Source organism: Gordonia sp. NPDC003429, assembly GCF_053588575.1.
The window spans coordinates 261440-272445 of record NZ_JBSFQF010000005.1; the positions used below are offsets into that span (position 1 = coordinate 261440).

Consider the following 11006-nt stretch of genomic DNA (forward strand, 5'->3'; position numbering starts at 1 on the left):
CCGGTCATCGACCCTGGTCGGAGACACCGGTCATCGACCCTGGTCGAAGACCTCGACGATCCGTTGCGCGCCGAGTGCGGGCGTCAACCGCTCGTCGGCCACCTGTGCTTCGATCTCGTCTCGCTCCGCCTTGACCGCCGCCGAGTCAGCGAGCCGCGACAACACGGTCTCGCGGGCCATCTCCCACATCCAGTCGATCTGCTGACGGTTGCGTCGGGCCGCGAATTCGCCTGCCGCCACCAGGGTTTCGTGATGACGCTGCACGGCGTCCCAGTACTCGGCGACCCCGGTGTGTTCGATGGCGCTCATCGTCAGCACCGGCGGAAACCACAGCGCGTCATGCGGATAGATCAGCTTGAGCGCGTTCTTCAGTTCGCGGGCAGCCGATTTCGCCTCGGTGAGGTGTTTCCCGTCGGCTTTGTTCACCACGATCACGTCGGCGAGCTCGAGCACGCCCTTCTTGATGCCCTGCAGCGAATCCCCGGTCCGCGCGAGCGTGAGGAAGGTGAAGGTGTCCACCATGTTGGCCACCGTCACCTCGGACTGGCCCACGCCGACCGTCTCCACGAGCACCACGTCGAATCCGGCCGCCTCCACCAGCACGATCGACTCGCGAGTCGCCTTGGCCACCCCGCCGAGGGTGCCCGACGTCGGTGAGGGACGCACGTAGGCGTCGGGATGCACCGACAACCGTCCCATGCGTGTCTTGTCGCCGAGGATCGATCCCCCGGTGCGCGTCGACGACGGATCCACGGCCAGCACCGCCACCCGGTGGCCCTGCGCGATGAGGTCCATGCCGAGCGCCTCGATCGTGGTGGATTTGCCCACGCCGGGCACCCCGGTGATGCCGACCCGGAACGAGTTCCCCGCGTGGGGGGTGAGCCGCAGCAGCAGCTCCTGTGCGGCGTGCCGATGATCGGGTCGGGTCGATTCGACCAGGGTGATCGCGCGCGCGAGATCGGCACGTCGGCCGGCGAGCACCGACTCGGTGAGAGCATCGACATCGATGCGACGCGCTCCCATCAGCCGGCCGCCACCCCCGGAAGCTCGAGGTCGAGGCTGTCGGCGAGTTTGGTCACCAATTCGACCGCGGAATCGGCGATGACGGTGCCGGGCGGGAAGATCGCCGCCGCACCCGCGTCGTAGAGCTCCTGGAAGTCGCCCGGCGGGATGACCCCGCCGACCACGATCATGATGTCGTCGCGACCCACGTCGGCCAGCGCCTGACGCAGCGCAGGCACGAGGGTGAGATGCCCTGCCGCCAGCGACGACACGCCCACCACGTGCACATCGTTGTCGGCGGCCTGCGCGGCCACCTCCTCCGGCGTCTGGAACAGGGGGCCCACGTCGACGTCGAAGCCGAGGTCGGCGAACGCGGTCGCGATCACCTTCTGGCCGCGGTCGTGACCGTCCTGCCCCATCTTCGCGATGAGGACGCGGGGCCTGCGACCCTCGGCCTCGGCGAACTGCCGCACGATCTCCATCGCCGCGTCGATGTTGCTCACGTCGCCGGCCTCATGTCGGTACACCCCGCTGATGGTCTTGATCTCCGCCTGATGGCGACCATAGACCTTTTCCAGCGCGGCGGAGATCTCGCCGACCGTCGCCTGGCGGCGCGCCGCCTCGATCGCGAGCGCCATCAGGTTGTTCTCCATGCCACCGTCGGTCGATGCGGCAGCCCGGGTCAGGTCGGCGAGTGCGGCGTCGACGGCGGACTGGTCGCGGCCGGCGCGCAGCCGTTGCAGTTTCTCCAACTGCTCGGCGCGCACCTTGGAGTTCTCCACCTTGAGCACCTCGATGTGCTCGTCCTCGTCCACCCGGTACTTGTTCACCCCGATCACCGGCTGCTGGCCGGAGTCGATCCGCGCCTGGGTGCGGGCGGCCGCCTCCTCGATGCGCAGTTTGGGCAGGCCCTCGTTGATCGCCTGCGCCATGCCGCCGGTCTCCTCGACCTCGGCGATGTGGGCGCGGGCCTTGTCGGCGAGCTGCGCGGTGAGCCACTCGACGTAGTTCGAGCCCGCCCACGGGTCGATGGGTCGCGTGGTTCCCGACTCCTGCTGCAGCAGCAGCTGGGTGTTGCGGGCGATGCGCGCCGAGAAGTCGGTGGGCAGTGCCAGCGCCTCGTCGAGAGCGTTGGTGTGCAGCGACTGGGTGTGTCCCTGCGTGGCCGCCATCGCCTCCACGCAGGTGCGCGCCACGTTGTTGAACACGTCCTGCGCGGTCAGCGACCATCCCGACGTCTGCGAATGTGTGCGCAACGAGCGGGATTTCGGGTTCCTTGGATCGAACTGCGCGACGAGTTCGCTCCACAGCAGCCGCGCCGCACGCAGCTTGGCCACCTCCATGAAAAAGTTCATCCCGATCCCCCAGAAGAACGACAACCGGGGTGCGAACTTGTCGATGTCGAGGCCTGCGTCGAGGCCGGCGCGGATGTACTCCACGCCGTCGGCCAACGTGTACGCGAGCTCGAGGTCCGCGGTGGCCCCGGCCTCCTGGATGTGGTATCCGGAGATCGAGATGGAATTGAAGCGCGGCATCTTCTGGCTGGTGAATTCAAAGATGTTGGAGATGATCCGCATCGACGGCTTCGGCGGGTAGATGTAGGTGTTGCGGACCATGAACTCTTTGAGGATGTCGTTCTGGATGGTCCCGGCGAGCTTCTCCGGCGGCACACCCTGCTCCTCGGCGGCCACCACGTACAGCGCCAGGATGGGCAGCACCGCACCGTTCATGGTCATCGACACCGACACCGAACCCAGGTCGATGCCGTCGAAGAGCTGACGCATGTCGAGGATGGAGTCGATGGCCACACCGGCCATGCCGACGTCGCCGGCCACGCGCGGATGGTCGGAGTCGTAGCCGCGGTGGGTGGCGAGGTCGAAGGCCACCGACAGGCCCTTCTGGCCTGCGGCGAGGTTACGCCGGTAGAAGGCGTTGGATTCGGCGGCGGTGGAGAATCCGGCGTACTGCCGGATCGTCCACGGCTGGTTGACGTACATCGTCGGATACGGCCCACGCAGGAACGGCGGCGCACCGGGAATGGTGTCGAGCGGATAGGGGTGCTCGCCGCCGCGGGTCACCGCGTCGCGGTCGGCCCTGGTGTAGAGAGGTTTGACGTCGATCTGTTCCGGCGTGCTCCAGATCTCGTCGGCCGGGGTGTCGGGGGTCGGGGTGTGGGGGGTCGGGGTGTCGGGGGTCGGGGTGTGGGGGGCGGTCGTCGCCGGCTCCACGGCGTCGAGGTCGACGTCGACGAAACTGCCGATCGTGGCCCGGTTCTGCGTATCGGTCATGCCGTCCCTCCCGTGGTGGCCGTCACCGAGGTGAGCGTGTCGAACAGATCGGTGAGCACAGCGATGGCATCGATACCGATGCGTAGCGACCCGTCGGGCCGATCCCCGCTGGGCCATTCTCGGTCGGGTCCGGCGAACAGTATGCGGCCGGCTCCGGCGGCGCGGGCGGCGGCCAACGCGGCCTGCCCGTCCTCGGCGTAGCGAGACTTGCTGCCGCAGATCACGGCAACGTCGGCCTGCGCAGCCACCGAGGTGATGTCGTCGGGGGCGAGTGGTCCCGGGTTGGTGACCGAGATACCGCCCGCGGCAAGAAGATTGGCGACGAAGGTGGTTCGGGCATTGTGTTCGGCGACGCTACCCAACGGCAACAGCAGCACCGTGGGACGGCGTCCGGTGGCGGCGAGAACCGCGTCCGAACGGTCTCGCAGTTCCTCGAACGCCCGGCCCACCCGCGCCAGCCGCGGCGTGCCCGCCACCACCTCGGTCGTCGCTGCCACCGCGGCGCCGAGTGGTTTCTCGTCGAGATTGGGAAATTCACTGACACCGGTGACCGGACTGCGCCGATGGGCCACCTCGATATCGCGGGTGGCCAACGACGTTCCCACACGGTCGGTGATCCAGCCGGAGTCGAGTGCCGAACGGTAGCCACCGAGTCCTTCGATGTCGGTGAACACCGCCCAGGCATTGGCGGCCAGATCGTCGGTGAGGCTCTCCACGAACCAGGAGCCGCCCGCGGGGTCGAGCACACGCCCCACATTCGATTCCTCGAGCAGCAGCAACTGCGTGTTGCGCGCGATCCGGCGGGAGAACCGCGCGCCGGAGGTGCGCATGTCGGCGGGAATCGCGGCATCGAAGCCGAGCACGGTCACCTGGTCGGCTCCACCGACACCCGCGCCGAATGCGGCGACGGTGCTGCGCAGCATATTCACCCACGGATCGCGCTGGGTGTACATCGACAGGTCGGTGACCGCATGGGTGATCGCAGCTCCCGCGTCGCGAGCGCCGACCACGTCCGCGACCCGCCCCCACATCTTGCGCAGCGCACGGAGTTTGGCGATCGTGGCGAACTGGTCGTCGTCGACGGACACGGCGAACGAGATCTGCGCGAGTGCTTGTGCCGGGGTGAGACCGGCGGTGGTGAGGTCGCGCAGATGGGTGAGCGCGGCAGCGACGATGAGCGCAAGTTCGAGGCCGTTGTCGGCGCCGGCGGTGGCGAAATCGGCGCCGTCGACCCGGAATCCGCGGATACCCGCACGATCGCCGCCGCCTCCGGCGACGAGCGCGGTGGCCTCGTCGGGGTCGACGGTGGGCCGACCGGAGAACGCCGCGGTCAGCGGCGAGAGGCCCAGGGAGTCGGTGGTGGCGACGGTGGGCGGCGCCGGTTGCGGCGCCGTGTCGGCGGCCGCGCGGACCGCCGCGAAGGCGGTGGCAGCGGTGATGCCGTCGGCGCCGGCGTCGAGGGTGACCGGGATGAGGTCGAGGTACACCCCGTCGAGCACCGCGGCGAGGTTGTCGACGGTGATGGCCCCGCCCACCGACAGCCACAGGCCGCTGGCGCCGTTGCCCATGGCGTCGAGGATGTCGGCGTTGATCTGCTCGGCAGAGGCTCCCGGATCGTCACCGAAGCGTTCGGTGACCCGCCATCCCATGGTGACGTCGCGGGCGGCGTCGGCACCGCGCACGTAGGGAAACCCTCCGGGCAGCCCGGGTTCGGGGCGCTCGTCGCGGCGCGTGTAGAGCGGGCGGATGACGAGACCGTCGGCGGTGTCGGTGGACAGCATCGCCTCGGGCGTGTCGGGCAGGTCGTCGACCTCCACGCGGCGCGATTTGGCCAGCACCTTCGCCGCGGCCGTCGACCAGGAGCGGTAGGCCTCCTCGAGGGCTGCATCCGATTCGGATCGGTCCGGTTCATCACTCATGTGGTCTGGACTCATGTGGTCTGGCGCACCTCCGTGATGCTCGTGTCGAGCGCGTTACCGACATTAGCCGATCGGTCGCTCGGTTCGTTCGCCGAGTCCCACCGCGGCCGGCGTTATGCTCGACTCCGTGAACACTGAGGTGACGGACCCGATGTCGAGCGGTGTCGACGTGGTGACCGCACCTCCACTCCGTAGTGGTCGGCGCGACAAGATCCGTAACGCGCTCATCGGCTTCGCGGCGATTTGCGCCCTCCTCGTGCTTTCGTACCTCGTGCCCATTCCGTCGGTGGCCAGCGTCCGGGACTGGGGAGAGCAGCTCGGGCCGGCATTCGTCTGGACGTTCTTTCTCGCCTACGTAATGGTGACGATCTTTCCCATCCCGCGCACGGTGTTCACGGTGATGTCGGGTGTGCTCTTCGGTCCGGTGGTGGGCCTCGCCGGCGCCATGTGCGCGGCCACCACCGCCGCGATCTGCGCCTTCCTGCTCGCGCGCTGGGCGGGCCGCGAGAGGGTGGCCCCGCACCTGAAACGACCGGTGGTGATGGCGGTGGATTCACGGTTGCGCAGTCGCGGCTGGCTGGCCATCGGATCGTTGCGGTTGATTCCGATCTGCCCGTTCTGGCTGGTGAACTGGTGCGCCGGCGTGTCGTCGGTGCGGCTGCTGCCGTTCGTGGTGGCATCGGTGATCGGAATGGCACCCGGCACGATCGCCGTCGTGTTGCTCGGTGACGCGATGACCGGCCAGACCAACCCCATGCTGCTCCTGCTGAGCGCGTCGTTCTTCGCCGTTGGCGTCGTCGGTCTGCTCTTCGACGCGCGGATGCCGGTTTCCTCATGCGAATCACACCTATCCGAGGGCAATCTCCCAGACTGAACGCGGATCGTTTTCCCAGTGGGTGATCAGACACAGTCAGGGGTGTCGCTGATCTCGGGGTATGTGCCGCTGGTCGTCGAGGTGGCGGCTGTTGTCGCACTCGTCGTGGTGGTGGCGCGTCGCTCGGGTCGGTGGTGGGCGCTCTGGGTGCCTCTCGCTGCCGCGTTCGGCACGTCGTGCGTCGTGGTGACCCACCTGTACTGGACCTCGCCGGGTGTCGCCGGCGACCCGGCACCTGCCCGGTTCTGGTGGTGGGTCGGGGCGAGCGGGTTCGCGATCGCCGTCGCGATCCTCGGTGTCGCGCACACCCGGTGGTGGCGTCGCGCAGCCTCGGCGGCCGCGGTGGTACTCACTTCCCTGGCCGCGGCGCTCACCCTCAACCAGTGGATCGGCTACTTCCCCACCGTCGACGAGGCCTGGGATCAGCTCAGCGGCGGGTCGGTGGCGCACAGCGTCGACCTTGCCGCGCTGACCTCTGCCCGCAACTCGTACCGGGCCGACGGCTCGGTGGTGCCGATCGACGCCGGGTCGGCCACGAGCGGTTTCGTGCACCGCACCGAGTACGCGTACCTGCCGCCGGCCTGGTTCCGCGGACGCAACCCTCCACGCCTGCCCGCGGTGATGATGATCGGCGGTGAGTTCAACACGCCCGCCGATTGGATCCGGATCGGCGATGCGGTGTCCGACGCGGACAGCTATGCGCACCGCCACGACGGGATGTCGCCCATCCTCGTCTTCCCCGACGTGAGCGGCAGTTTCGGCAACGACACCGAATGCGTCGACGGTCCGCGCGGACGGGTGGCCACTCACCTCGTCGACGAGGTGCGGCCGTATGTGATCCGCCATTTCGCCGCCGATCCCGCAGGCGCCGGCTGGGGTGTGGTCGGCTTTTCGATGGGCGGGACCTGTGCGGTGGATCTGGTGACCGAACATCCGGAGCTGTTCTCGACCTTCGAGGACATCGCCGGCGATGTGGCACCCAACGCCGGGGACCGCGCGCAGACGGTCGACGCCCTGTTCGGCGGTGACACCGACGCCTACGACGACTTCGACCCGATGACGGTGATGGGCCGCCACGGGAACTACACCGGTGTCGGCGGGTGGTTCGACGAGGCCATCGCCGCCCGCTCCCGGTCCGCCGGTGCCGATCTCGGGCATGCTCCCGAACTCGCGGCGGCACGCGAATTGTGTGCCGAGGGAAGAGCGGTGGACATCGACTGCTCGATCCACCTCGCGCATGGTGGTCACACATGGCAGTTCGCCGAGCGGGCGTTCCACCGCGGGTTCGCCCCGCTCGCACGCAGGCTCGGGCTACCGGCTGCCGAACGGTCTTCGACGCCGATCCCGGCGTGAGCGCTACTCCGGCTGCTGCGGAAGCACCGACCGGGCCGGACGGGGGGCCTGGATCTCCGGTGCCACCGGGGTGCGGGCCACCGCTTCGGCTTCGGCGACGGCCTGCGCCACCTTGGGGTCTGATGCGAGCGAGAACCAGTCGTCGGTCTCCGACTCGTCGACCTGCGGCACCTCGTCGCTCGCCGGTGGCTCGTATCGGAACACACCGTCGTCGCCCTGCGCGCCGAAGGATTTCGCGAATCCCTGCAGTGCAGAACCGAAATCGGACGGCACCACCCACACCTTGCTGGCCTCGCCCTTGGCCATCTCCGGCAAGGTCTGCAGGTATTGGTAGGCCAGGAGTTCCGGTGTGGGCTTGGACGCCTTGACCGCGGCGAACGTCTTCTCGATCGCCTTCGCCTCGCCTTGGGCTTTCAGGTAGAGCGCCGCCCGGTCGCCCTGGGCGCGCAGGATCCTCGACTGCCGGTCGGCCTCGGCCGCCAGGATCGCCGCCTGCTTGGCACCCTCGGCGGCGAGGATCTGACTCTGCTTGTTGCCCTCGGCCGTCTTGATCGCCGACTCGCGCTGACCCTCGGCGGCCAGAATGGTCGCCCGCTTCTCGCGGTCGGCCTTCATCTGCTTCTCCATCGATTCCTGGATCGACGGCGGCGGCATGATCGATTTCAGTTCCACCCGCGCCACCCGCAGGCCCCACCGACCGGTGGCCTCGTCGAGGACGCCGCGCAGCTGCCCGTTGATGGAGTCGCGCGAGGTGAGGGTCTCCTCCAGCGTCATCCCGCCCACCACGTTGCGCAATGTGGTGATGGTGAGCTGCTCCACGCCGGCGATGTAGTCGTCGATCTCGTACACCGCCGACCGCGGATTGGTCACCTGGAAATACACCACGGTGTCGATCGAGAGCGTCAGATTGTCCTCGGTGATCACCGGCTGCGGCGGAAACGACACGACGCGCTCACGAATGTCCACGCGCGCACGGATGCGGTCGATGAAGGGCAGCAGCAGTGTCAACTGACCCGACACCGTGCGGGTGTAGCGACCCAGACGCTCGATGACCGCCGCCTCCGCCTGTGGGATGAGGGCCACCGATTTGGCCAGCACCACCACCACGAGCAGGACCAGCAGCACCACGATCCCGAGTCCGACGTATTCCATCCCGGCTCACCCTCTCCACACGACGGCGGTAGCGCCGTCGATCTCGACAACTGTCACGTGAGCGCCGGCCTCGATGACCTCTCCCGCGTTCATCGTCCGCGCCGACCAGATGTCGCCGCCGATCTTCACCCGGCCGTCGTGCTCATCGACCTGTTCGGTGACCACCGCGGTACGGCCCTCGAGCGCCTCGGTGTTGGTCAACACCTTGGGGCGACTGAGCATGTGCCGCTTGGCCACCGGGCGCACCCCGGCCACCAGCAGCACCGACACCACCGCGAACACCAGTCCGTCAACCCACACCGGGGTGTCGAAGAAGTAGTCGACCCCGGCGGCCGACAATGCACCGCCGGCGAGCATGAGCAGCACGAGGTCGCCACTGAACATCTCGGCGATCAGCAGCACGACCACGGCGGCAAGCCACAGCAGGGCGCTCATGAATCCAGTCTGCCAGATCTCCCGGATCGTCCGGTGGCCTTATGCGCCGCTCCGCGATGGTCAGGCGTCGGATTCCGCCGCGGTGACGAAATCGATCAGTTCCTCCACCGACCGCAGTAGCGGTACCTCGAGGTCACGAAAACCCGACACCCCCGACAACACCCGGCGCCACCCGTCTTGCGGTGTGCCCCAACGCAATCGGCGGCACACGCCGGTCTTCCAGTCCTCGCCGCGCGGCACGTCGGGCCAGGCCTCGATCCGCACCGATGCGGGTTTGACCGCCTGCCAGACATCGATGTACGGGTGGCCGCACACCAGCACGTGCTCCCCGACCGATGCGGTCAGCCGTTCCTCCTTGGAACCGGCGACGAGGTGATCGACGAGCACGCCCACCCGCCGGTGCGGGGCGGGATCGAAGTCGGCCAGCGATGCCGCGAGATTGTCGAGACCGTCGAGGCTTTCCACCACGACGCCCTCCGCGCGCAGGTCCGCGCCCCACACCCGCTCCAGCAGGGTGGCGTCGTGCACACCCTCCACGAAAATCCGGCTCGCCCTGGCCTGCCGTGCCCGCTGCCGGGGCGCCGCGCGTGAACCCGACGCGGTGCGCACCGGGGCCTGTGGACCACGTACCCTTGGCTTCACCAGCGTGACCGGGGCGCCGTCGACGAGGAAGGCGGCGGGCAGCATCAGGAACACACGCGTGGTGCCGTGCCGGTCCTCGAGCCGCACGAGATCACCGGAGTAGCTCTTCTCCAATCCGACCACGGCACCACAGAAACCGGTTGCCGCGTCCTCGACCACGAGATCGTGCTCGGCCGCCACCTCCGGTACCCGCGGCGGGGTGCGGCGAGGTCTGGCGAGCACGTCGGGTCCGTATCGATCGTCTGTCACGTCGCACACGCTATGCGCCGCCTCCGCACGACCGGGGCAGCCACGCCGTGCCGATCGTCGGCAGCCGACGCGCGCGCCGGTCGGTCGGTATCGTGGTCGATCGTGACCAGTACCGACCGCACCGTGAGCCGCGCCTGGCCGGCGTGTGCGCTGGGTGGCTGGTCGGCGGCCTGGGTCGCTGGCCGGTGTTCTCCCGACGACGTCGCCGACACGCTCGCGATGTTCGGCTCCCGGCATGTGGTCGACGATCGTCGAGACGGCCGATCTGACAGTTCGGTGGGTGTGTTGGGTCTGCTTTCCCTGCTCCGGGGCGCCCGGTACATGTCGGTTCGGCTGCCCGCCCCCGGCGATCCGCACGGCCTCCCACCGGGCCCCGCCACGCAGGCGGCATATGGTGCCGGCGAGGTACTCCTCGTCGACGGCCCCGGCTTGTCCATCCCGACGTCCGGGGCAGCGACCGGACCCGTGGCCGTGATTCCCGAACCCGACGGTGACGGGTGCCGGTGGATCGTGCACCGCTACCCCGCGCCGCTGCCCGTCGATCCGGTGCCGAGTGTGGGCGAGATCGAACATCAACTCCGACAATCGGTTTCCGAGGCAACCGCCCTGATCGGCAGCCTGGGGACGCTGCGGGTCAGTGGACCGTCGGATCTGCGCGGCACGCTGCGCACACTGACGCTGCGACATCAAGTGGAGTTGCCCCCGCACGACGACGCGCGGGCCACCCGCATCATCGACAGCGCCGCGCAGGTGGAGGCGATCGTGACGATGGCCGATTCCGGCGGCGTCAGTTTCGGATCCACGTCCGGTCAACTGCACGCCGGTGACGGCGAATTACGGCGACTGGTCGGGTTGGCGCACACCGCTCGCGCCGCGGCGGTCAATCGCGTGATTGCCGAGCACCTCCCGGTCGAACGTTAGCGCTCCAGAATCCCAGTGCCCGAGAATCCCAGTGCCCGAGGATCCCAGCGCTCCAGGACACTAGCGCTCCAGGACACTAGTGTCGCGTGTCGTTAATTAGTTTATGGTTCGTGGTTTGAGAGAATTGGCTATGGCGAATTCTGCGGCCCCGGCTCTTGGCCTGCGTGATGG

The 11006-nt window shown here is 68.5% G+C and carries 9 protein-coding genes; 3 read left to right on the top strand and 6 right to left on the bottom strand.

The genetic code is table 11. The features are described 5' to 3' along the window. Positions 1–30: 30 nt before the first annotated feature. Genes meaB through ACWDSI_RS09125 form a run of 3 tightly spaced genes read right to left on the bottom strand, consistent with a single transcriptional unit; the run spans position 31 to position 5209 of the window. Positions 31–1023, bottom strand: a complete 993-nt coding sequence (gene meaB / locus ACWDSI_RS09115; protein ID WP_449746348.1) for a methylmalonyl Co-A mutase-associated GTPase MeaB — start codon at positions 1021–1023, stop codon at positions 31–33. Then, positions 1023–3290, bottom strand: a complete 2268-nt coding sequence (gene scpA / locus ACWDSI_RS09120; protein ID WP_449756328.1) for a methylmalonyl-CoA mutase — start codon at positions 3288–3290, stop codon at positions 1023–1025. Before scpA ends, meaB begins: the two co-directional genes overlap by 1 nt. Beyond that, entirely contained in the window at positions 3287–5209 is a 1923-nt protein-coding gene (locus ACWDSI_RS09125) for a methylmalonyl-CoA mutase family protein (protein ID WP_449756329.1), read from the bottom strand. Before ACWDSI_RS09125 ends, scpA begins: the two co-directional genes overlap by 4 nt. Before the next feature lie 151 nt (positions 5210–5360). Here ACWDSI_RS09125 and ACWDSI_RS09130 point away from each other — a divergent pair, with 151 nt between their 5' ends. Continuing rightward, a complete protein-coding gene (locus ACWDSI_RS09130) occupies positions 5361–6083 on the top strand; it encodes a TVP38/TMEM64 family protein (RefSeq protein ID WP_449756342.1) in 723 nt (240 codons plus the stop codon). A gap of 18 nt (positions 6084–6101) precedes the next feature. Next, complete coding sequence (locus tag ACWDSI_RS09135; RefSeq protein ID WP_449756330.1) at positions 6102–7436, top strand: alpha/beta hydrolase; 1335 nt, start codon at positions 6102–6104, stop codon at positions 7434–7436. 3 nt (positions 7437–7439) lie between these two features. On the opposite strand, the gene ACWDSI_RS09140 is transcribed toward ACWDSI_RS09135, so the two are convergent. The 3 genes from ACWDSI_RS09140 to ACWDSI_RS09150 are packed head-to-tail and all read right to left on the bottom strand — an operon-like array spanning position 7440 to position 9914. Then, a complete protein-coding gene (locus ACWDSI_RS09140) occupies positions 7440–8588 on the bottom strand; it encodes an SPFH domain-containing protein (protein WP_449746352.1) in 1149 nt (382 codons plus the stop codon). Positions 8589–8594: 6 nt separating this feature from the next. Further along, positions 8595–9023: an NfeD family protein gene (locus tag ACWDSI_RS09145; RefSeq protein WP_449746353.1), complete on the bottom strand. Its 429-nt coding sequence runs from the start codon at positions 9021–9023 to the stop codon at positions 8595–8597. A gap of 60 nt (positions 9024–9083) precedes the next feature. Further along, positions 9084–9914 carry a DUF3097 domain-containing protein gene (locus ACWDSI_RS09150; RefSeq protein ID WP_449756331.1) on the bottom strand — a complete coding sequence of 277 codons (831 nt, stop codon included), beginning with the start codon at positions 9912–9914 and terminating at the stop codon, positions 9084–9086. A gap of 102 nt (positions 9915–10016) precedes the next feature. On the opposite strand from ACWDSI_RS09150, the gene ACWDSI_RS09155 reads away from it, so the two are divergent. Further along, entirely contained in the window at positions 10017–10835 is an 819-nt protein-coding gene (locus tag ACWDSI_RS09155; RefSeq protein WP_449746355.1) for a hypothetical protein, read from the top strand. Positions 10836–11006: the final 171 nt, after the last annotated feature.